The following is a 22,425-nucleotide window of genomic DNA, read 5'->3' as shown; positions in this document are numbered from 1 at the left end:
AAATTAAACGGAGGGGAAAATATGTGGCTTCTGGCCTTGGCACTGGCCTATCTTATCGGTTCTATTCCTACGGCTTATGTAGTTGGGCGCTTTGTTTACGGATTTGACATCCGGAAACGCGGCAGCGGCAATGTAGGTGCCACAAATGCCTTGAGAACTATGGGCACTGTCCCCGGCCTAGTTGTACTGGCGGTGGATGCCTTGAAGGGCGTGATTGCCGTTTGGCTCGGTCAGGTTGCAGGCGGTCCATGGCTGGCGGCTGTTACGGCCCTGGCGGCCATTATCGGACACAGCTGGTCGTTGTTTCTTGAATTTCAGGGGGGCAAAGGAGTAGCGACCACGGCAGGAGCGGTGCTGGCTATGGCGCCGGCTGTAGTCCTGTGGGCGGGACTCTTATGGCTTGTCATAGTTGTTTTGTCAAGGTATGTTTCATTAGGCTCAATCATTGCGGCGGCCGTGGCTCCCTTTCTTATGCTTTTTTTCCATCGTCCCTGGCCGTACACCCTTTTTACCTTAGTAGGTGCCGCCTTGATTATTTACCGCCACCGTTCGAATATAAAACGGCTTTTAACGGGCACAGAACATAAACTGGGGGAGCGGAGTTAAGTGGGGGGTACTATAGCAGTCATTGGTGCCGGCAGCTGGGGTACGGCCTTGGCCGTCTTGCTGGCCGGAAAAGGTTTTTCGGTCAATTTGTGGGTCAGGCGAAAGGAAGTAGCCCGCGAACTGGATGCCAAGAGAGAGAATATAGCCTACCTGCCGGGAGTGACACTTCCCGACGGTATCCGCCCGATGGTCGAACTGGCAGAATGCGTTAAAGGTGTGAAATTAGTCGTTTTAGCCGTGCCTTCCCACGTCGTGCGGACGATTGCCCGCCACCTGAACCCCCTTCTGCCCAGGGAGGCAGTTATCGTAAACACAGCTAAAGGACTGGAATTAGATACCCAGAAAAGATTATCAGAAGTCCTTAAAGAGGAAGGTTTTGAACGGATAGCCGTCCTATCAGGCCCGAGCCACGCCGAAGAAGTAGGTCGTGGGCTGCCTACCACCGTAGTGGTAGCCGCGGTTGATAAGAAAGTGGCCGAATACGTTCAGGATATTTTTATGACACCCGCATTTAGGGTTTACACCAATCCCGATATGATAGGGGTGGAATTTGGCGGCGCTTTAAAAAATATAATCGCCCTGGCCACGGGTATTGCCGATGGACTGGGCCTTGGCGACAATGCGCGGGCGGCTTTAATGACGAGGGGAATAGTTGAGATCGCCCGCCTTGGTGTGGCTCTAGGGGGCAGACCCATGACCTTTGCCGGTTTAAGCGGCATCGGCGATTTGATTGTTACCTGTACCAGCATGTACAGCCGCAACCGCCGCGCCGGCATTGAACTCGGTAGGGGCAGACCCCTGGATGAAGTTTTAGCCGGGATGGGTATGGTGGTTGAAGGGGTGCGAACTACGGCGGCGGCCCGAGATTTAGCCCTGCGGCACGGTATTCCCATGCCGATAACTGAAGAAATTTATCAAGTTCTTTATAAAGGCAAACCTCCCCAGGAATGTGTGGGGGCCCTTATGCAGCGTCCCCGGACTAATGAAATGGAGGCCAGTGTATGGCAGATATAAAGCCTGCCCACAGGGGCGGGTTATTTTATTTTCCCCCGGTGCATATATTTGTAAAAGGTTAAACACCCGGGGTATTTTCGGTCATATTCCGGCGGCAAAATCATATAGATGTATTGTTAAAACATACCATCTTTGAACGGGTAAATTAAGGCCTGGGGAGGGAGATTAAGGGGTGGAAAATCGGGATATTTTCCGGGACATAGCCGAACGTACCGGTGGTGATATTTATCTCGGCGTGATGGGCCCGGTACGCAGCGGCAAATCGACTTTTATTACTCAATTTATGGAAAAGCTGGTACTGCCAAATATTAAAAACCCCAATGAACGGGAACGGGCCAGGGACGAACTGCCCCAGAGCGGCGCCGGTCGCATGATTATGACCACCGAACCTAAATTCATCCCCAACGAAGCGGTGGAGATCACCGTTCGTGAGGGCCTGAAGGTGCGGGTGCGGATAGTTGACTGCGTCGGTTATACAGTACCCGGCGCCCTCGGTTACGAGGAGGACGGCGGGCCCAGGATGGTCCGAACGCCGTGGTTTGAAGAGCCCGTACCTTTCCAAGAAGCGGCGGAAACGGGAACGCGTAAAGTAATTACCGATCACGCCACCATAGGTATAGTCGTCACCACAGACGGCAGTATAACTGAAATTTCACGGCAGGATTACGTTGACGCCGAAGAAAGGGTCATTTGGGAACTCAAAGAATTGGGCAAACCCTTTGTCGTCCTTCTCAATTCCCTTCATCCTTTGGCCGAGGAAACGGTGACGCTGGCCGGGGAACTTGAGGCGGCCTATGATGTTCCCGTCCTGCCGGTGGACTGCCTGCATTTAGAGGAAGAGGACATCCTGCACATCATGGAAGAAGCCTTATATGAATTTCCGGTGGCCGAAGTAAACGTCAACCTACCCCGCTGGGTTGATGAACTAGCAGGGGACCACTGGTTACGCCGCCAGCTAGAAAATACCGTCCAGGAAGCCGTGGGCGAGGTGCGTCGCTTGAGGGATATTAACGGGGTTGTGGAGAAGCTCAACAATAACGAATACGTTGCCCGGGCGGCCCTGAGGGATATGGACCTGGGTACGGGTACTGCCCACATTGACCTGACGACGAAAGAAGGTCTTTTCTACCAGGTTTTGCGTGAGGTCAGTGGTCTGGATATCGGCGGGGACCACGACGTCCTACGCTGGATTCGGGAGCTGGCCGGCATTAAAAAGGAATGGGATAAAATCGCCTACGGCATCCAGGAAGTACGCAATACCGGCTACGGCGTCGTTACACCCAGCGAAGAAGAAATGGAACTGGCGGAACCGGAACTTATCAAGCAGGGCGGCCGTTCCGGCGTGCGGTTGAAGGCCACAGCCCCATCTTACCATTTCATCCGCGCCGACATCACCACCGAAGTAACGCCCCTCATCGGAACTGAAAAACAGTGTGAAGACTTGGTGAAATATATTATGGAAGAGTTTGAGGACAATCCCCAGAAAATCTGGCAGACCAATGTTTTCGGCAAGTCTTTAAGCGAATTGGTACGGGAAGGCATCCAGAGCAAGCTCTATCGCATGCCTGAAAGCGCTCAAATAAAGCTTCAGGAAACAATAGAACGCATTGTAAACGACGGCGGCGGCGGGCTAATATGCATTATAATTTAACCGGGGACTGCCCCGGTTTTGTTTTTAAGATAAAACCCGGCAGCTCTCCGCTAAATTGACCGTCCTGGTAGATGACCCGGCCGTTAACGATCACTGCTACAATACCGCTCGGAGGCTGAGCGGGTTTCTCAAAGGTAGCGCGATCACCTACAGTTTCCGGGTCAAAGATTACCAAATCCGCATAATATCCTACTCTAACTTGACCGCGTTCTTTTAGGCCAAACCTGAACGCCGGACGAGAGGTCATTTTGGCCACCGCCTCTTCCAGGGTAAAGAGCCGACGTTCCCGGACATAGCGCCCCAGAACCCGCACAAAGGTACCGTACAGGCGGGGATGGGGACGTTCGCCGGAATATATGCCGTCGCTGCCAACGGTTGTCTGGGGATGCTTTAAGATCATTTCCAGGGTTTCTTCACATCCGTGTTTAGTAGCAATGGTAAGGGAGGCACCCTCCTCCAGCAGGAGATCGAGGAGGGCGTCGGCAGGATGGCATTGCCGCCTATCCCCTATCTCGACCAGATTTAGACCGACGCAATCGGCATTCTTCCTTCCCCCAACGGCGCTGATAATCAAACCTTCATAACCCAAGGATCCCACCATATTATCCCATCCCGGCAGGCCTTCCTGCCAGTTTATTTTTATTTGCCGCCGCATCTCGGGGTTCCTTAAACGGTTTTTTATTTCTCCTTCCCCTCCGGCAACAGCCCAGGGTGGGAGGAGAGAAGAAGCCGTGGTCGAACCGGTGGTGTAGGGGTAAACGTCCCAGGTGACGTCTTGCCCTTTTTCCCTGGCCTCCGCTAGCATGGCCAGGGCTTTGGAGATTTTAGGCCAGTTGCGGGGGCCGCAGGCTTTCAAGTGAGATATATGGACGGGTATGCCTGCCTCACGGCCGATCTCCAGCGATTCTTCAATGGCTTCCAGGACGCCGTCGGATTCGTCACGGATGTGGGTAACGTATATACCGCTGAAGGGTTGAATCACTCGGCATAGGGCGATCAATTCCCCCGTAGAGGCATAGCAGCCAGGGGGATAGAGAAGTCCGCTGGAAAGGCCGGCTGCCCCTTCGGCCATGGCCTGACGGAGGAAAGAGGACATGGCATCCAACTCTGCTTTTTTTGCCCGACGAGGTTCCATACCCATAACCGCAAGGCGTATGGTGCCGTGGCCGACCAGGATAACGCAGTTAACGGCCGTACCTCGGAATGCTAAGAAAGATAGGTACTCCTCCAATCTTCCAGGGCAGAAAGTGTCTGGTATTTTACCTAAAACTGGTGCGGCATAAGAGGCCAGCAAAGGAAGACTGCCCCTATGGCTGGGCACAAGGGACATGCCGCAATTGCCTATAACCTCACAAGTAACACCCTGGGATACCTTGGCCGGATCTTCAGGATACCTCAAAAGCTCAGCGTCGGCATGACTATGGATATCGATAAATCCCGGTGCAACTGCCAGGCCGTCGGCATTAATAACGCGGGCGGCAGGTGTTTTATCTAAAGCACCCACGGCCGTAATTTTCGTTCCCTGAATGCCGACATCGGCCCGAAAGGCCGGGCGACCGGTGCCGTCGACCACCAGCCCGTTTTTTATTAACAGGGAAAACACGGCACCCCTCTCCCGAATATAAAGTTATACTAAAGTAATTCTAATAATATTTATATATAATTACAATAGCAATATAATAGTTTATGGCATTTACGCCTGACGTAAATTATGATAAAATAAAGAGGTAAGACCACTTGTTACTAGATATAGGAGCGATAACCATTGCGTGATTCTTCAAAGAAAAGGCTTTTTCAGCCCATCAATCCCAACCCCAAAAGCGTTTACCACCGTGTCGTGGATGAAATAAAAAAAAGCATTTTTGAAGGACGAATGAAGCCGGGGGATCGCCTGCCGGCCGAGCGGGAATTGGCTGAGATGCTGGGAGTGAGTCGTACTTCCGTAAGGGAAGCCTTAAAAATGTTGGCCGCCGAAGGCCTGGTAAGCATTCGACACGGGCAGGGGGCCTTCATCAGCGAGCAGGATCCCGACGAGTATTTGAAACGTTTTGCCAGCCATCTGCCAGTAAGCAAAGATACGGTACTGCATTTGTTCGAAGTACGTAAAGTCCTCGAGCCCCGAGCAGCCCTCTGGGTGGCGGAGAGGGCGGGGCAAACCGATATAGAAGAATTGGCCGCCATGGTGACTACCACGAGGGAACACCTGGGACACCTGCATAGCGGCCGTCTATCCTTACTTGCCAGTCACGACAGCAATTTTCATTACCGTTTGGCCCAAGCCACGGGAAACACGGTTTTGGTGCGTCTGATGCACAGCATGCTTGATCTTCTGGCCGACAGCCGTTCCAGGAGTCTGGCCATACCCGGTCGCGGCGAGCGCTCGGTTGATGAGCACTATGAGGTGGTAAAGGCTTTGAAGGAGCGTGACGGTCAAGGGGCGGCGGCCGCCATGTTACGACATCTAGAAAACGTTGAAGAACAGATAATAGCCAGCTGGCGCCAGGAATAGATTTAAAAAAGTGCTTGACACATAAAAAAACAGGGTTTATAGTTGATATCAAGCTGGAGCAATTAAATACAGGAACGAAACTCTTATCAAGAGTGGTGGAGGGACGGGCCCGATGAAACCCGGCAACCCGCGTTCCGTTTATCGGGAGCGCAAGGTGCCAATTCCTGCAGGACGCAAGTCCTGAGAGATAAGGGGGGTAAGAAAACTAGTGCCTCTTCCTTATCGGAGAGGCTTTTTTATTCCCCCGCGGCCAGCTAATTTTTAAAGAGAGGGGAATACTTCCTATGTCCAGGCAGTATCGTTTTGCCACCCAGGCCATTCATGCAGGCCAGGAACCCGACCCGGTTACGGGTGCTCAGGCTGTACCTATTTATCAGACTACCTCCTACGTCTTCCGGGATGCCGAACATGCGGCGCGGCTTTTCGCTTTAGAAGAAGAAGGGCATATTTACACGCGGATTACTAATCCTACGACTGAGGTATTTGAAAAACGGATGGCCGCCCTGGAAGGCGGGGTGGGTGCCCTGGCTACTGCTTCCGGTCAGGCGGCAATAACTTTGGCAGTTGCCAATATCGCCAACGCCGGGCAGGAGATCGTGGCTTCCACCAGTCTTTACGGCGGCACCTTCACCCTCTTTAATTACACCTTGCCGAAATTCGGTATTAAAGTCCGTTTCGTCGACAGTACCGATCCGGAAGATTATCGCAAGGCCATTAACGACAACACCCGCGCCATCTACGTAGAAATCCTGGGCAATCCCAAGCTGGACATACCCGACTTGGAAGCCCTGGCGGATATTGCCCATGGGGCAGGTATACCGTTGATTGTCGACAATACCTTCGCTACGCCGTATTTATGCCGGCCTATAGAATTTGGTGCCGACATCGTCGTCCACTCAGCCACCAAGTTTATCGGCGGCCACGGTACATCTATCGGTGGCGTTATTGTGGATTCCGGTAAATTCAACTGGGACAATGGCAAATTTCCCGGACTGGTCGAACCGGATCCCAGCTACCATGGTCTCAGTTATGTAAAGGCTTTTGGAACGGCGGCCTACATTGTCAAGGCCCGCGTTCAGCTTTTACGGGATATGGGGCCGGCCTTAAGTCCCTTTAATGCCTTTCTTTTCCTCCAGGGGCTGGAAACCCTACATTTACGCATGGAGCGCCATGTTCAAAATACCCTTCAAATTGCCCGCTGGTTGTCCGAACATCCGGCCGTGGCCTGGGTAAGTTATCCTGGCCTGCCCAGCCATCCTTCGTATGAACGGGGACGAAAGTACCTGCCGCGGGGTACGGGGGCTATTTTAACCTTTGGCATCAAAGGCGGTAAAGAAGCGGGGAAAAGGTTCATCAATAGCCTGAAGCTTTTCTCCCTCCTCGCCAATGTGGGAGACGCCCGGTCCCTGGTCATTCATCCGGCCAGTACCACCCATCAGCAACTTAGTCCAGAAGAGCAGCTGGCATCGGGAGTAACGGAAGATTTGGTTCGCTTGTCCATCGGCCTGGAAGACGTTGAAGATCTTGTTGCCGATCTGGAACAGGCTTTGAACAGGAGCAGATTATAAGCATGGGCGATGTAGGTATTGTAGCCACCCGGTTTTATGAATGGCCGGGTAAATTACAATTGGAAGGAGGGGCCCACCTGGGCCCCCTCACCATAGCTTATGAAACGTACGGCGAATTAAATGCCTCAGGGGATAACGTTATTCTTGTACTTCACGCCCTGACCGGCAGCGCCCATGTTGCTGGTCGCCATTCTCTGGAAGACCGGTTGCCCGGCTGGTGGGATCCGTTAATTGGACCGGGAAGGGCTTTGGATACCAGGCGGTATTTTGTTGTTTGCGCCAACGTACTCGGCAGCTGCTATGGAACTACGGGGCCGGCGAGCATCAATCCGGATACAGGCAGGCCGTACGCCTTAGATTTTCCCGTGGTTACCATACGGGATATGGTCAGGGTCCAGAAAATACTTTTGGACCATCTCGGCGTAAAACATCTGGTCGCGGCCGTCGGCGGTTCCATGGGAGGCATGCAGGTTCTGGAATGGGGCTTCCTTTATCCAGAAATGGTCAGGGCCATCATTCCCATTGCCGCATGTGGACGCACGACGCCGATGCAGATTGCTTTTAACAACGTCCAAAGGGAAGCCATTTACGCCGACCCTGAATGGCAGGCCGGAAATTATTACGGTACACAGGGACCTCAAAGGGGTCTGGCTTTGGCCCGGAGGATCGGGACAATTACTTATAAAAGCGACATTTCCTGGACCATGAAATTCGGACGCACAATAGTCGATGAAAAAAAATACTTTCACCTTGACGGTCAATTTGAAGTAGAAAGCTATCTATCTTATCAGGGGAGGAAGCTGGTGCAGCGTTTTGACGCCAATGCCTATATATATCTGACCAAGGCCGTTGACCTTCATGACGTCGGCCGAGGCCGCGGCAACTATAATGAAATTTGGTGCAACGTGCCTGTATGTCTGGGAATAGGAATATCCAGCGATTTTCTTTTTCCGCCCCAGCAGGTTAAAGAAATCGTTCAATTAATTAATGCCGCCGGCGGCAGGGCTCTATATAAAGAACTTAAATCACCCTATGGCCATGACGCCTTTCTCATCGAATTTAAACAGCTGGAAGCCATCCTCAAGCCTTTTCTAGATGAAATAAGTCGGCAGGTTTAAAAAGTATTGCCCTGTACCGAAGTATAAGGTAAAATTGAGAAGGTGCAAGGAGCGTGAAGAAGTGTCAGGACCAGTGAATATCGGCCTATTGGGATTAGGGACGGTCGGCAGCGGTGTAGTTCGTCTGCTGCAGCAAAACGGTGCCCTTATTACCCAGAAACTAGGACGTCCCTTAAAAATCAGCCGCGTTCTGGTGCGGGAGCGGAACCGTCCGCGACAGGTCGAAGTCGATCCCGCCTTGCTGACTACTGACGCCGACGGGATAATAAACGATCCCGACATTCATATAATAGTTGAGGTAATGGGCGGAACGGATGCCGCACGGGAATATATCCTCAAGGCGATGGAACGGGGTAAAAGTGTAGTTACGGCCAACAAAGATCTCCTCGCCCTATACGGTAAGGAGCTTTTTGATGCTGCTGCGTCAAACGGAGTAGATCTTTTTTTTGAAGCCAGTGTGGGCGGCGGCATCCCCATTATTCGCCCTTTAAAAGAATGCCTGGCCGGCAATAAAATCCGGCAAGTAATGGGCATTGTCAATGGTACTACCAATTACATCCTTACCAAGATGAGCCGGGAAGGCCGTGATTTTCAAGAAGTTTTGCGGGAAGCACAGGATTTAGGATATGCCGAGGCCGATCCCGCCGCCGATATTGAAGGTGACGACGCCGCCAGGAAGATGGCCATACTGGCTTCCATCGCCTTTAACACGCGGGTGACTTATAGAGACGTTTACCGGGAAGGCATCAGTCGCATTACGGCCCAGGATATTAGTTATGCCGCCGATCTGGGTTATGTCATTAAACTTTTAGGAATAGCCCGAGAAGATGAGGAAGGTATTGAAGTACGCGTTCATCCCGCTTTATTGCCCGGCAACCATCCCCTTGCTTCTGTGAACGACGTATTTAATGCTATTTTTATAGAAGGGGATGCCGTCGGTGAAGCAATGTTTTACGGCCGCGGCGCGGGTTCTATGCCAACGGCCAGCGCCGTGGTGGGTGATATAATAGAGGCGGCTCGTAACCTCAACTATCAAACACGGGGCCGCATAACCTGCACCTGTTTTTATGACAAGCCCATTAAACCAGTAGGGACCATCAACACAAAATATTACTTGCGTTTACTTGTGGTGGACCGACCCGGGGTGCTGGCAGCCATTGCCGGTGTATTCGGGGACCGTGAGGTCAGTCTGGCATCGGTAATCCAGGAACGCATGCTGGGAGAATTGGCCGAGCTGGTGCTAATCACCCATCGCGTCCGGGAACAAAACCTGCAAGATGCCCTAAAGGTTTTGGCCGGTCTGCCAGTTGTTAAAGAAATAGCCTGCGTTGTACGTGTAGAAGGAGGAGAAAACGTTTGAGCTGGCCGGGGGTAATTCGAGCTTACCGGGAGTTCCTGCCGGTAACGGAGGCAACTCCCTTGATTACTTTACAGGAGGGTAACACCCCATTGATAGCCGCCGGGAACCTTTCCCGGGAACTGGGTATAAAATTATACTTTAAGTTTGAAGGCCTCAATCCCACTGGTTCTTTTAAAGATCGCGGTATGGTGATGGCTGTGGCCAAGGCTGTGGAGGCCGGTTCCAAGGCCATCATGTGCGCTTCTACGGGGAACACTTCGGCTTCCGCCGCCGCCTATGCCGCCCGCTGCGGCCTCAAGTGCAGCGTACTTATTCCTGAAGGGAATATAGCTTTAGGAAAATTGGCCCAGGCCCTTTTTTACGGTGCCAGGGTAATTGCCATTCAGGGTAATTTCGACGACGCCCTGGATCTCGTACGCCGGATAACGGCCAAGTATCCCATCACCCTTGTCAATTCCATCAATCCTTTCCGTATCGAAGGGCAAAAAACGGCGGCCTTCGAGGTCTGCGACTGGCTGGGTGAGGCACCTGATTATTTGGCCATTCCTGTGGGCAATGCTGGTAATATTACCGCCTATTGGAAAGGATTTAATGAATATTACCAGGCCGGCCGCAGCCATCTTTTACCCAAAATGATCGGTTTCCAGGCCGAAGGGGCGGCGCCCATTGTTCGTGGAGAAATAGTGCCCAATCCGGAAACGGTGGCCACGGCTATCCGGATCGGCAATCCGGCCAGCTGGCAGTCGGCCGTACGGGCGGCAAAGGAATCCGGAGGTTTTATCGACTGCGTGAGCGACGAAGAGATTCTTGCTGCCCAGCGCCTCATGGCTTCTGCCGAAGGTATTTTTGCCGAACCTGCTTCGGCCGCCTCCCTGGCCGGGGTGATCAAGTACGTTAAAAAAGGTTACTTCCATCATGGCGATAGGGTGGTTTGCGTTCTTACCGGAAATGGCTTGAAGGATCCTAATATTGCCATTAAGCAGATCGGCGAACCCCTTTCCCTGCCGCCGGAAGAAGCGCGGATAGTTGAGGCTATTCTATAGGCGGAAATGACGAAACGAAGGTAGAAAAATTATGCCGCTGGTACGGGTTCCGGCTACAACAGCCAATTTGGGACCGGGGTTTGATACTATAGGCATGGCCCTGGACCTTTATGATGAAGTGTATATCGAAGTTTCGCAAAACCTGGAGATTAATGTAACCGGTGAAGGTGAAGCTACCATACCCAGGGGCCCCGAAAATATAGCGTTTCGGGCGGCCATGGCCGTTTTTGCCCGAACCGGGCAACGAGGGGTTAATTTAAAAATAAACATGCACAACAACATTCCCGTAGCCCGGGGATTAGGATCCAGTGCGGCGGCCCTGGTGGGGGGATTGGTTGGTGCCAATGTCCTCCTCGGTGAACCCTTAAGTAGTGAAGAACTAATAGAGCTTGCTACCCAGCTCGAAGGCCATCCAGATAACGTTGCCCCTGCTATTTTAGGCGGCCTGGTGGTGGCGGCGAGGGAGGGGGAGAAAGTTTACTGCCGTCGTTTAGAGCCGCCGGTCGGCCTGACGACAGTTGTGGCCATTCCCCATTTTACCCTTTCCACCAAGGTATCCCGAGGCGTCCTACCTGCCAAAGTGGATCTCGCAGACGCCGTTTTCAATTTGAGCCGTGTAGGTCTATTCTTACTGGCCGTTCAAGCCGGCGACCTGGAGTTAATGGGTAAAATGATGGAAGACAAATTGCATCAGCCCTACCGTTTGTCCCTGGTACCGGGAATGGCGGAGGTCTTCGGCGCTGCCCGGGAGGCAGGGGCTTTGGCCGTGGCTTTAAGCGGTTCCGGTCCTTCGGTAATCGCTTTTTGCCGAGGGCGCAAGCCTAAAGTAGGGGAGGCCATGGCGGCGGCCTTTGCCCGCCACGGGGTAGCCTGCATAATTAAAGAGCTTAATCCCTGTAAGCGGGGAGCCTTTGTAGTCAATTAAGGAGGTTCACTAATGGCCCTGATAGTACAAAAATATGGCGGAACTTCTGTTAACGGACCTGAACGGGTGAAAAACGTTGCCCGCCGGGTAGTTGACACCCGCCGAGCGGGTAATGATGTGGTGGTGGTCGTTTCGGCCCCTGGGGACATGACCGATGACCTGATAGCCATGGCCCATGCCATTAGCCCGAATCCGCCGGCAAGGGAGATGGACATGCTCCTGGCTACTGGTGAACAGACGTCCATTGCCCTGATGGCCATGGCCATCCACGAACTGGGCGAACCGGTGATTTCCCTTACCGGTCCCCAGGTCGGTATTTTAACCGACAACGTTCATACTAAAGCCCGCATTCTTGATGTATGTTGTGACCGTCTGCGGCAGGAATTAAAACAGGGTAAAATTGTGATTGTGGCCGGATTCCAGGGGAAAACGGAGGATAACGAGATTACGACACTGGGACGGGGCGGTTCGGATACCACGGCCGTGGCCGTTGCCGCCGCCCTCAAAGCGGACGTCTGTCAAATTTATACCGATGTGGACGGAGTTTATACGGCGGATCCCCGTATAGTTCCCAAAGCGAGAAAGCTACCTGTAATTTCCTACGATGAAATGCTGGAGCTAGCCAGCCTCGGCGCCCAGGTCCTCCAGCCGCGTTCAGTGGAGTTTGCCAAGCAAAATAATGTAGTTTTAGAGGTTCGTTCCAGTTTCAATTATAACGAAGGAACATTGGTGAAAGAGGTGGCGGAATTGGAAAGGAAAATGGTGGTCAGCGGAGTGGCCGGAGATCGCAATGTAGCCCGTATCGCCCTTCACGACGTTCCCGACCGGCCGGGTATTGCCAAAGTGTTATTCGTGGCCCTGGCCAAAGAGAGCATTAATGTCGACATGATCGTCCAGAGCGCCATGCGTGATGGGATTAACGATATCGCTTTTACCGTAGGCCGAGACGATTTGCAAAAGGCCGTAGCCGTCACCGAAAAGGTGCGGGCAGAGATCGGGGCGAGCAAAGTAACGTTTAATGACAAGGTTGCCAAGGTATCTATCGTGGGGGCCGGCATGATTACCAATCCCGGCGTGGCCGCCGATATGTTTGCCTGCCTGGCCGAAGAAGGGATAAATATTCATATGATCAGCACTTCAGAGATTAAGGTATCCTGTATCATTGATGAAGAGTACCTTACCAGGGCTGTACAGGCCCTCCATACCCGTTTCGGCCTGGATAAAGAATAAACCTGCCGGTTTCAATTTTCAAAGCCCGCGCATAAGATACAGAAAAACCGCCAAGGGGTGATTATGCGTGGGCTTGATGCAAATACCCTGCCCCTCCGGCCGCTACTGGCGGGTGGAGCCGGGTGATACCCTGTATCTTATAGCTTTACGTATCGGGACGACCGTCGCCGAGTTGGAACGCCTGAATCCCGGGATAGATCCCTATAATTTGCAAATCGGTCAGGTGTTGTGTTTACCGCCTGAACCGCCCTGCCCTTCAGGCGTTTACTGGGAGGTTGCCCCGGGCGACACCCTTTATAGTATTGCCCGGGCCACCGGAACGACGGTAGAAAGGCTGCTTGAACTAAATCCCCATGTCAATCCCTACAATCTCCAGGTCGGCCAGAAGATCTGCCTGCCGGGGTAGGGGTAAAGGTAAAAAAAGGCGACGGGATAGAAACCGCCGCCTTTAGATTGCCCCTTCTCCTTGCTCACCGGTGCGGATGCGGATGGCGTTCTCCACCGGGTAAATAAAAATTTTACCGTCGCCGATTGCCCCGGTACGGGCTTCCCGGCAAATGATAGCAATTATTTCCTCGAGCCGGTTATCGGGGATAACAATTTCCACCTTTACTTTGGGCAACAAGTTGATGGTATAGAGATTGCCGCGATAATACTCCGTTTGCCCCCGCTGCAGGCCGCAGCCAAGGACGTGGGTTACCGTCATGCCATGGATATTGTTTTTCCCCAGGGCTTCCTTCACTGCTTCCAGGCGGGAGGAGCGGATAATGGCTTCAATTTTCTTCATAAAGACCCCCTCTAATTGCGAACCGGTATTTCCTGCCGGCGGGGAGCGTAAGCAGTTTGCCTGGCAGGTGCCGGTCCCGGGCTGTAGGTATCGTTAAAGGCCAGGAGAAAGTCAGGGTAAGCCAGAGCGCCCATTTCGGGGATGTCCAGGCCCTGTTCTTCAGCTTCGGGGTTGGCGCGAATACCAATGACCTTGTCGAGAACCTTGTAAAAGACATAGGAAGCACCAAAGCCCCAGATGAAGACTGCCGCCATATTGATTAGCTGGGCTACCAGCTGGCCGGGATCGCCGTAGAAGAGGCCGGTAACGCCCTGGCCAGCAACTCCCAGGTAGGTGTCAGCACCAACGCCGTTCCAGCCGGCGCCATAGGTGCCGTCAGCAAAAAGCCCTACGGCGAGTAAGCCCCAGAGGCCGTTAACCAGGTGGACGGATATGGCGCCTACCGGATCGTCGATCTTGAGGACGTGATCGAAGAAGTAAACGCTCCAGACAACCAGGACTCCGGCTACGGCGCCAATCAGGCAGGCTACCGGTCCATTGACAAAGGCCGCAGGAGCGGTAATGGCCACCAGGCCGGCCAGAACACCGTTACACATCATGGAAGGATCGGGCTTGCCCTGGCGCCACCAGGTATAAAGCATGGCGGCCAGGCCGCCGACGGCTCCGGCCATCATGGTATTGACGGCTACCACCGCGATGCGCAGGTCGTTGCCGGACAGGGTACTGCCAGGGTTAAAGCCGAACCAGCCGAAGAAGAGGATGATAGTACCCAAGATGGCCATGGGAATATCATGGCCGGGCATAGCTACCGGCTTGCCGTCCCGGTATTTACCGAGACGTGGTCCTAGGATGAGGGCCCCGGCCAAACCGGCAGCACCGCCGATGGAATGGACTACCCCGGAACCGGCAAAATCCACGGCACCGTGACCCAATCCCAACCTGCTGCCAAGCTGGGAAAGCCAGCCTCCGCCCCAGACCCAATTGCCGAAAATGGGATAGAGGAACATGGCAATAAAGAAGGAACCTATGACAATAGCGCTGAATTTAACTCGTTCGGCCATGGCTCCGGTAGGAATGGTCACGGCCGTATCCATGAAGACCATTTGGAAGAGGAAAAGGGCAAAAACACCTACATCATAGGCGTCACCATTTAAGAAAAAGCCCTTCAGCCCCATCAAACCCCACCCGCCGACTGTTAATTCACTGGTCAGGGGCGGGGTACCGCCCAAGTTAGCCACGGACCCCACGCCGCCGAACATCAGACCAAAGCCCAGGACAAAAAAGCCTACAGCGCCAACCAGGAATACCATAAGATTCATGGCCATGGTATGAGCGGCGTTTTTGGCCCGTGTGAAGCCTGTTTCCACGAGGGCAAAACCGGCCTGCATAAAGAAGACCAGGAAACCGGCAAGGAGGGTCCAAACGAAATTAAGGCCGATTTTCAACTTACCGGCTGCAGTCGCCAGCTCTACTAAAGAAGGATTACCTGTTTGCGCCGCCGGAATGTCGGCGATGCCGCCGGTGGCAGCACCGGTTGGGTCGCCGGCCCAGGCGGGCAGGGCCTGGCTCAATAACAACATGAGGGCCAGGATTAAACACGCATAAAGAACGGGTAACCTCAGGATTTTCATGTGGGAGCCTCCTTTTTGGGAACTTTGATGTTTTTGGCGGACGGCGTTGCCCACAGGTAAAAAAGCACCACCTCCTTAAACAATAGGGGCTCCGTACGGGCAAAAACCCATACAGAGCCCCGTTGCTCCGAGGGATAAAGTAAAAGCCCCGGTACTTTGCAGTACCGGGGCTCCTTTACCCCACAACCAAACTCCTTTGCTTGATTTTGATATTTATTATACTAACATTCCGGCGTCTGTCAAGGGTGATCTTTTGTTTAGCGCACTGCGATTTTATATTCCCGCATCCACATGTCAACCTGGATCAGGTAGGCAAGTAGCTGTGGTCTACCCATGAGCTGGCCGAACCATGGTAGACTGGAAACCTCCCGCGATTGGACCAGGGCCTTTACTGCCGGTACATCAATGAACGATAGAATTGGCGAAGTAGGATCCTCCAGGATTTCCAGCATCAAGGCGCTAACCGCCTCCAGGTAGGCCGGGTTATAAGTCTTGGGATACGGGCTCTTGCGTCTGGCAATTACTTCCGCGGGCAGGAGGTCCTCTACAGCCAGGCGCAAGATGCCTTTTTCCATCTTACCGGCAAATTTCATATCCCAGGGGATGTTCCAGACGTATTCCACCAGGCGGTGATCGCAATAGGGAACACGTACTTCCAGTCCTACGGCCATGCTCATCCGATCTTTACGGTCAAGCAGCACCGGCAGGAAGCGTGTAAGGCTCAAGTAGGAAATCTCCCGCAACCGGGCTTCCCGCTTATTTTCGCCGGGCAGGGCGGGTACTTCCTGCAGGGCTTCCCGGTAGCGTCGGGCAATATACTCTTCCGGCTGTACCGCTGCCTTTAATTCCGGCGACAAAATTGACAACCGCTCCCGACCCGCCCTGTTCCAAGGAAATGAGTTGAGGGCCAGGGCCTTTTCGCTACGGAACCAGGGATAGCCGCCGAAAACCTCATCGGCAGCCTCACCAGACAGGGCAACGGTGGCTTCCTTTTTAACTTCGCGGCAAAACAGGAGCAGGGAAGAATCAACGTCGGCCATACCCGGCAGGTCCCGTGCCTGCATGGCCGCCTTCAGGGATTTGACCAATTCCGAGGTATCCAGATAAACGGAGTGGTGGGTAGTTTGCAGGTATTCTGACACCAGCTTTATCCAGGGACCGTCTGGACTGGGCTGAAAGTGACTGGGTTGAAAATAACGATCGTTTTCGATATAATCGACGGACCAGGTGTGAAGGGAACCACGGCTTCTAGAGTGAAAAGCCTTGACGGCAAGGGCGGTCACGGCGCTCGAATCCAACCCGCCGGAAAGGAGGGTGCAGACGGGCACGTCGGCCACCAACTGACGTTCAACTGTATCCGCCAGTAAATGACGCACCTTGGCCACGGTTGTCTTCAAATCGTCTTGGTGAGGATGGCTTTCCAGCGACCAGTACCGTTGCAGGTGCAGGCCCCGCCGGTCGTATAATAAATAATATCCGGGTTTTAACTCGGCCAGGTTGCGAAACACACCGTGCCCCGGTGTACGGGCCGGGCCCAAGATGAAGACTTCGGCAAGGCCTTCGGCATCCACTTCCGCCTTGACCCATGGATGGGCCAACAGGGCTTTCAATTCCGACCCAAAGAGAAAAGAGTTATGAAAACAAGTATAAAAGAGGGGTTTAACCCCCAATCTGTCCCGGGCTATAAAGAGACGTTCCCCGGCTGTTTCCCATACGGCAAAGGCAAAGATGCCATTGAAACGCTCTACACAAGCAGGCCCCCATTCCATATAAGCGGTCAGTAACACTTCCGTATCCGAATGGCCGTAAAAAGTGTAGCCCTTAGCCAAAAGCTCGCGGCGGATATCCTCGGTGTTATAAAGCTCTCCATTATAAGAAATGACAAAAGTTTGTTCCCCCCGGCGGCGGACCATTGGTTGGCCGCCCCCGGCGGGGTCGACGACAATTAAGCGGCGGTGCCCCAGGGCCGCGCGGGGCGTTACCCAGGTGCCGCCGGCATCGGGCCCCCGGCAGGCCAGGGTAGCGGTCATAGCCTCCAGGATACGGCTTTGCTGTGTTAGGTCAAGTTCCCAGTCTACCCATCCTGTGATCCCGCACATGCTAAAATTCCCCCCAGCAGGCATGGTGAATAAGTTAACCCTTGCTTGAAACCCGCCTTTTATCGGACGCCATTGCCCGCCGGAGTTACGCCTTTGCAACCCCTTGCAACCGGGTTCCAATATTGATCTTATGCCAGGGTCGACGAAAAGTATCTCTTTCCTTGTAGAAGGTACTAAAGAGAAAAGGTATTTGGGGATGGGCTATGGGCTAATTAGTGCTTGCCAAAAAAGCAGTTATGGTATATATTAATAACAAAGGGCGAGGACGTCCTTGGGCAAAAGCAAAATGGTACGGCGATGTTGCCGGATGAGCAAAGACGCTCCGAGGGGTAAACCCTAAAGGGAGCGTTTTTCTTTTTGCGCAGTATTATTTAGATTAAATTACGAAAGGGGTTTATCAAGGGTATGACGGCAAAAGAAGTCCTCGCCATGGCCAGGGAAAAAGGTGTTCAAATGGTCGATCTAAAATTTATCGACCTGCCCGGCACATGGCAACATTTCACCGTCCCCATAGAGCAGTTTGGGGAAGAGGTTTTTACCAGCGGCGTAGGTTTTGACGGTTCCAGCATCCGCGGCTTTAAAACCATCAACGAGAGCGATATGATCCTCATTCCCGACCCGGAAACGGCCTTTATCGATCCCTTTTGTGAAATTCCGACATTGAGCCTCATCTGTAACGTCTATGACCCTGTTACTGGCAAAAACTACAACCGCGATCCCCGCTTTATAGCCCAGAAGGCGGAGGCCTATCTCAAGGAAACCGGAATTGCCGATACCAGTTTTTGGGGGCCGGAGGCCGAATTTTTCATCCTCGATCACGTCCGCTTTGATCACAGTCAGTATGCCGGTTACTATTTTATCGATTCCATAGAAGGCTTTTGGAATTCCGGCGCGGAAATGAACGGGCATCCCAACTTGGGTTACCGGCCGCGCTATAAAGAAGGATATTTCCCGGTTCCTCCTACCGATACCCTGCAGAACCTGCGTACGGAAATGGTATTACTGCTCAAAGAAATGGGAATTGCCGTGGAGGCCCATCACCATGAGGTGGCCACTGCCGGCCAGGGCGAGATCGATATGAAGTATGCACCCCTCACCCGTATGGCCGACCAGTTGATGATGTTTAAATATGTGGTCAAAAACGTAGCCATCAAACATAACAAAACGGCTACCTTTATGCCTAAGCCGGTATTTCAGGATAACGGTTCGGGGATGCACGTCCATCAGAGCCTATGGAAAGAAGGCCGGCCGTTGTTTTTTGACGCCGATGGTTATGCCGGTTTAAGCGAACTTGCCCTGTACTATATCGGAGGACTTTTAAAACACGGTCCGGCCCTGGCGGCCTTCTGCAGCCCTACCACCAATTCCTTTAAACGGTTGGTCCCCGGCTTTGAAGCCCCGGTGAACCTGGTTTACTCCCAGCGTAACCGCAGCGCGGCCATCCGCATACCAATGTATTCCAATAGCCCGAACTCCAAAAGAATAGAATACAGGCCGCCCGATCCTTCCTGCAATCCATACCTCGCCTTTGCCGCCCTTTTAATGGCCGGTATCGACGGGATTAAAAACAAGATCCATCCGGGCGATCCCCTGGATAAAGACATCTATGATTTATCACCGGAAGAAGCGAGTAGGATAAACTCCCTGCCTGGGTCCTTGGAAGAAGCCCTCGCCGCCTTGCAAAATGACCATGAGTTTTTACTTCAGGGAGGCGTCTTTGACGAGGATCTAATCAAAAGCTGGATTGAATACAAAACAAAGAAAGAAATAAGCCAAATTAAACTCCGGCCCCATCCTTACGAGTTTGTCCTGTACTACGATATTTAGGCAAAGTTCTTCCCCCCTGCCCTGCCGCCAGTAAGGGCGGGGGTTTTTTGTCCCTTTAACTTAATAAAGATGCGGCCAAGGCTACCAGGAAAATTCCGTCAAAAACGCCGGCGCCGCCGATGCTGACCACCTGGGAGCGCAAGCTACGGATGGCGCCGAGGTTTAAAATATCTGCCCCTAAAAGGGTTCCTAGAGCACCGGCAACGTAGGCCACCGGAGCGGAATTATGAGGGGAAACGATAACGGCCGCTAGGGCGGCAGCAATGGGGGGGATAAATGTAGGTATGGTAATACCTACCCCCGGAACTACCCGGGAAAGTGCTTTAGTCACAATGGTTACGATTAGAGTAGCCTCCAGGGATGGCAGCAGCGGAGCCCTGGTGGTCAGGAGGTAGAGGGAAAAAAGTACGGGAATTACCGCTCCACCGACGTTGACGCACAGGAATTGGTAGCTAACCTGGGGAGGGTAATAGAAAAAGAAAGGGAAACGACCGAATTGGAGCTGTTCAACATAAAAACGTCGGCGAGAGATGGGAATGTTGATGAAGCCGCCGATAATCGAAGCTGCCAGCAAGGTAAAGGCTCCCGTCGGTGTTAAACCCAACCGGGCAAAGGAAAATACGGCTAAATTTAAAAATAGAGAAGCCAACAGCATAGGAATAAAAAGAAAAAGGAAAAGAAGCGACCATAACATTTTTTTCACCTCGCGTATTTAATTTTAGATTATTATAGCAGGCAGACCGGTTATCGAACAGGCCATTGGATTAAAAGATTAAAAAAGGGAGCTGCCTCCTTTAAAGAAGGCGCCCCCAATAACCTTTAACCTGCCAGGGCATGGTTACCGGAAAACTCGGCGGCATAGTTTAAAATCCGCTGCAGCACTTCCTGACGTTTGGCATTGATCGCTTCGAAATTCATGGCTGGGATATAGAAGCTTTCTATATAATCATGGGTTAATTTGGCCTGGCGGATGTAGGCCACGGCCCGGTCCAGGCAGGCCTGGTAGCGGTAGGCGGCGCTACTGATCTCGTGGGCATAAGTTCCCAGCTTATCCCGGTCGATATAGGCTGACAGGTTTAGTTTCATGGCCATAAGCTCGGGCAAGGACGAAGGATCGTAGGTATGGGGCGGTTGGACGTTCATGGCCGCCGTTTTTATTTCCGGAATGATTACCAGATCAATATTGCGGGGGTTAAAAGGACAATGGTAGATTTCGGTGTGTAGCCCTTTTTCATGGGCTAGCTCGGCGATCCTAGCCAGCACCTGGGCTACGCCGGAACCGGGTTCGCCGGAAATGGTATATAGTTGTTGAACATCCTGTAGCAGGGATTCGACATGGCCGGTAATGATGCCGTCGGGAGTTATGGCCGTGGCAAAAAGATGGCGGGTTTTGGCCGGACGGTCATAGCGAGGTGCTACACCGTTAAAAATTGCTTGGAGCAGGTTGGCAACGGCTTTGTTTACCTGACTTTCAATCATGCATTCGGAAATATAGCTTTCCCATTCGTCGCGGATGACTTTTGCTTCCCGGAGGGCGCTGTAGGCTATCTGGAACAAGCGTGACACCCGGGTATTGGCTTTAATGATCTCCTCCTTGTGGGCGGCTATTTTACTTTCATCCCAGTAGTCTCCCAAATGGATAATTTCATCTACAGCACCGGGGTTCTTAGGATCGACTATGTGGGGGGCTGTGCCATCGATTAAAGCTACTTTGATGGCGGGAATGACCACGGCATCCAGGGAGTTGTTGTCGGAAGAGCAGCAATGGAATTCCACGTCATAACCTTTGGTCAGCATAGTTTCGCCGATTTTGCGCATAAAAGTTGACTTGCCGACACCGGGACCACCTTTAACGACAAAGATCCTGTTTGCATCAGGTTCGATAATGTAATCATAAAAAGAATAAAAGCCTTCACAAGTATTCCCACCGGGAAAAACTCTTCGCAATTTACCCTGGCTCATATTTTAACCCCCCTGAAAACTAACTTACTTAAATCTTATGCTTATGGTCCTAAATCTTTACTGGTCCGAGAAGAATATGATGCTGGGTTGCCGATATGACATCGTAAAAAGGCTCTTCCTGCTTTAAATATGGAAAGGTCCTGTGGAAGATCCAATTCGTGAGGCACGGGGGATTTTGAAGGGAAAGGGCTTTAACGTAGAAAAATAACTGCAGTCCAAGCAACTGGAAAAGGATAGGTGCCAGCCTTGTAACTGCGGATCACTATGAGTTCGAACTTATTACTACCAGGGAAGATATCGCTTCCCGCAGAAGTCAATAGATAGGAAAGAAAAGGCAAAATACATTATAAATGATAACGGTGATTGCGGCAGCCATAAACATCAGCCGAGCAGAAAGACTGCTTAAGCGAAAACAGCTTCCCGGTCTTTTCCGGACTTCGATTTTAAATCGATCCTGCTCAAAGCGGCAGCCATCAGGTTTACACCATAGGAGAGGTGGCCCAACACTTATGCAGCATCTTGGGAAATGCCAAGGTACTGCCTACTCCCGCCCTCGTAGAGGAGCTGGCCAAGGTGAAATTTGTGCAGCGTCTCTTCGAATCTCCCGCGAGGGAAGTCCAGGAGCTTACGAGAGCTGTCCTTGGAAGGAGTGAAAACCCGTGAAAATAGTGTCTACCGTCAAGCTTCACAAACACCACTCTCCTGGTTACTATTGTACCATGATTTCTATCACTAGAAACTCACAGGGTTAAATAACCGTATTACTTCACTACTTACCAGCGGCGGCACGGGCACAGCTACCCATTCCTCCGGGAGTCGAATTCTTGGGCTGGCGCTCACACCATGCTGTCTTTTTGCAGGGTTATCCTGCCAATTGGCAGGATTTTCATGTTTTCTTGCCGAATAAGTCTCCATATCCAGTTTTCCACACTTCCTGGCAGGTGGTTTTCTTGGTCCAAAAGAAAATTTTTACACCTAAAATGGGACCGAAAGGCGATAATTATTCCCGCCAGCAAGAAAGATGGATTTGGGGAAGCTACTGAAAGCTGATGTTTTTAGTGGTTATCCAGGGGATAAATAGGCAGGTGCTGGGAT

The 22,425-nt window shown here is 52.4% G+C and carries 18 protein-coding genes and 1 riboswitch; of the genes, 12 read left to right on the top strand and 6 right to left on the bottom strand.

Going from position 1 to position 22,425, the window contains the following annotated elements; genetic code table 11:
* The first annotated feature begins 21 nt into the window (after window positions 1-21).
* The 3 genes from plsY (at window position 22) to spoIVA (ending at window position 3,271) form a co-directional block, all read left to right on the top strand.
* Window positions 22-606, top strand: coding sequence for a glycerol-3-phosphate 1-O-acyltransferase PlsY (gene plsY, locus MHFGQ_RS07250; protein ID WP_106004682.1), 585 nt, complete (start codon window positions 22-24; stop codon window positions 604-606).
* A complete protein-coding gene (locus MHFGQ_RS07245) occupies window positions 607-1,620 on the top strand; it encodes an NAD(P)H-dependent glycerol-3-phosphate dehydrogenase (protein ID WP_106004681.1) in 1,014 nt (337 codons plus the stop codon).
* A 172-nt stretch (window positions 1,621-1,792) separates the two neighbouring features.
* Window positions 1,793-3,271 (top strand): stage IV sporulation protein A, encoded by a 1,479-nt coding sequence (gene spoIVA / locus MHFGQ_RS07240; RefSeq protein WP_106004680.1) that lies wholly within the window; start codon window positions 1,793-1,795, stop codon window positions 3,269-3,271.
* Here spoIVA and MHFGQ_RS07235 read toward each other — a convergent pair.
* Window positions 3,261-4,874 carry an N-acyl-D-amino-acid deacylase family protein gene (locus MHFGQ_RS07235; RefSeq protein ID WP_106004679.1) on the bottom strand — a complete coding sequence of 538 codons (1,614 nt, stop codon included), beginning with the start codon at window positions 4,872-4,874 and terminating at the stop codon, window positions 3,261-3,263. The two genes, spoIVA and MHFGQ_RS07235, sit on opposite strands and share 11 nt — an antisense overlap.
* A gap of 162 nt (window positions 4,875-5,036) precedes the next feature.
* Here MHFGQ_RS07235 and MHFGQ_RS07230 point away from each other — a divergent pair, with 162 nt between their 5' ends.
* From MHFGQ_RS07230 to MHFGQ_RS07195, 8 genes are all read left to right on the top strand, one after another.
* Window positions 5,037-5,780, top strand: coding sequence for a FadR/GntR family transcriptional regulator (locus MHFGQ_RS07230; protein WP_106004678.1), 744 nt, complete (start codon window positions 5,037-5,039; stop codon window positions 5,778-5,780).
* An 80-nt stretch (window positions 5,781-5,860) separates the two neighbouring features.
* A riboswitch (SAM riboswitch) is annotated at window positions 5,861-5,974 on the top strand.
* 90 nt (window positions 5,975-6,064) lie between these two features.
* Window positions 6,065-7,348, top strand: a complete 1,284-nt coding sequence (locus MHFGQ_RS07225; RefSeq protein WP_106004677.1) for a homocysteine synthase — start codon at window positions 6,065-6,067, stop codon at window positions 7,346-7,348.
* Between the two features lie 2 nt (window positions 7,349-7,350).
* Window positions 7,351-8,466, top strand: a complete 1,116-nt coding sequence (metX, locus tag MHFGQ_RS07220; protein ID WP_106004676.1) for a homoserine O-acetyltransferase MetX — start codon at window positions 7,351-7,353, stop codon at window positions 8,464-8,466.
* A 61-nt stretch (window positions 8,467-8,527) separates the two neighbouring features.
* Window positions 8,528-9,826 (top strand): homoserine dehydrogenase, encoded by a 1,299-nt coding sequence (locus tag MHFGQ_RS07215; RefSeq protein WP_106004675.1) that lies wholly within the window; start codon window positions 8,528-8,530, stop codon window positions 9,824-9,826.
* Complete coding sequence (thrC, locus tag MHFGQ_RS07210; RefSeq protein WP_106004674.1) at window positions 9,823-10,869, top strand: threonine synthase; 1,047 nt, start codon at window positions 9,823-9,825, stop codon at window positions 10,867-10,869. Before MHFGQ_RS07215 ends, thrC begins: the two co-directional genes overlap by 4 nt.
* A 31-nt stretch (window positions 10,870-10,900) precedes the next feature.
* A complete protein-coding gene (gene thrB / locus MHFGQ_RS07205; RefSeq protein ID WP_106004673.1) occupies window positions 10,901-11,794 on the top strand; it encodes a homoserine kinase in 894 nt (297 codons plus the stop codon).
* A 12-nt stretch (window positions 11,795-11,806) separates the two neighbouring features.
* Window positions 11,807-13,024: an aspartate kinase gene (locus MHFGQ_RS07200; RefSeq protein WP_106004672.1), complete on the top strand. Its 1,218-nt coding sequence runs from the start codon at window positions 11,807-11,809 to the stop codon at window positions 13,022-13,024.
* A 76-nt stretch (window positions 13,025-13,100) separates the two neighbouring features.
* A complete protein-coding gene (locus MHFGQ_RS07195; protein ID WP_170066180.1) occupies window positions 13,101-13,430 on the top strand; it encodes a LysM peptidoglycan-binding domain-containing protein in 330 nt (109 codons plus the stop codon).
* Window positions 13,431-13,472: 42 nt separating this feature from the next.
* Here the strand turns inward: MHFGQ_RS07195 and MHFGQ_RS07190 are convergent, their stop codons facing one another.
* From MHFGQ_RS07190 to asnB, 3 genes are all read right to left on the bottom strand, one after another.
* Window positions 13,473-13,811 (bottom strand): P-II family nitrogen regulator, encoded by a 339-nt coding sequence (locus MHFGQ_RS07190; RefSeq protein ID WP_106004670.1) that lies wholly within the window; start codon window positions 13,809-13,811, stop codon window positions 13,473-13,475.
* 11 nt (window positions 13,812-13,822) lie between these two features.
* Window positions 13,823-15,442 carry an ammonium transporter gene (locus tag MHFGQ_RS07185; protein ID WP_106004669.1) on the bottom strand — a complete coding sequence of 540 codons (1,620 nt, stop codon included), beginning with the start codon at window positions 15,440-15,442 and terminating at the stop codon, window positions 13,823-13,825.
* Between the two features lie 257 nt (window positions 15,443-15,699).
* The gene (asnB, locus tag MHFGQ_RS07180; protein ID WP_106004668.1) at window positions 15,700-17,541 is read right to left on the bottom strand and encodes an asparagine synthase (glutamine-hydrolyzing); all 1,842 of its coding nucleotides are present in this window, start codon (window positions 17,539-17,541) and stop codon (window positions 15,700-15,702) included.
* 405 nt (window positions 17,542-17,946) lie between these two features.
* Between asnB and glnA the strand changes: the two genes are divergently transcribed.
* On the top strand, window positions 17,947-19,368 hold the full coding sequence (gene glnA, locus MHFGQ_RS07175; protein WP_106004667.1) for a type I glutamate--ammonia ligase: 1,422 nt from the start codon (window positions 17,947-17,949) through the stop codon (window positions 19,366-19,368).
* A 55-nt stretch (window positions 19,369-19,423) separates the two neighbouring features.
* On the opposite strand, the gene MHFGQ_RS07170 is transcribed toward glnA, so the two are convergent.
* Window positions 19,424-20,062, bottom strand: coding sequence for a DUF1614 domain-containing protein (locus tag MHFGQ_RS07170; RefSeq protein WP_106004666.1), 639 nt, complete (start codon window positions 20,060-20,062; stop codon window positions 19,424-19,426).
* Between the two features lie 125 nt (window positions 20,063-20,187).
* Window positions 20,188-21,330, bottom strand: coding sequence for a PRK06851 family protein (locus tag MHFGQ_RS07165; RefSeq protein ID WP_106004665.1), 1,143 nt, complete (start codon window positions 21,328-21,330; stop codon window positions 20,188-20,190).
* Window positions 21,331-22,425: the final 1,095 nt, after the last annotated feature.

This window comes from Moorella humiferrea, assembly GCF_039233145.1.
GTDB lineage: Bacteria > Bacillota > DSM-521 > Neomoorellales > Neomoorellaceae > Neomoorella > Neomoorella humiferrea.
The sequence above is the reverse complement of the archived record's forward strand: the minus strand, read 5'-3'. Positions and strand labels throughout refer to the sequence as shown.